The following is a 337-nucleotide window of genomic DNA, read 5'->3' as shown; positions in this document are numbered from 1 at the left end:
ATGAAGACATACAGTTAGAAATGATAAAATAATATGCTTAAAAAAATATTTTTCTATAGTTGGTTTTTAGTGTTTTGGGTGAGCTGCGCACAAAACACTAAAACTACCAAAAATATGAACACTACAGACCAAGATAGTATTACCATACAGAGTGTTACAGACAAAATGTGGCAAGCTATGCCTAAGTATAATGAGCAACCTATGTACTTGCTCCGTATAAACCAAGAGTATTGTACCTACGAGGTTTTAGTAAATGATTTTCCTGTAAAAAAATATTACCGTAGCGGTAAACTGGCTACAGCCATAAAAATAAACTGGGCTATATTAAAAAGTGGTC

General features: G+C 32.9%; 1 pseudogene. It reads left to right on the top strand.

Going from position 1 to position 337, the window contains the following annotated elements:
• Positions 1 to 114: 114 nt before the first annotated feature.
• Positions 115 to 337: pseudogene (locus M4I21_RS03915) on the top strand (hypothetical protein); the annotation flags it as partial.

Origin of the sequence: Cellulophaga sp. 20_2_10 (assembly GCF_023476645.1) — a bacterium.
In the GTDB taxonomy this organism is placed as follows: Bacteria; Bacteroidota; Bacteroidia; order Flavobacteriales; family Flavobacteriaceae; genus Cellulophaga.
This window is presented reverse-complemented; position numbering and strand designations above follow the sequence as displayed.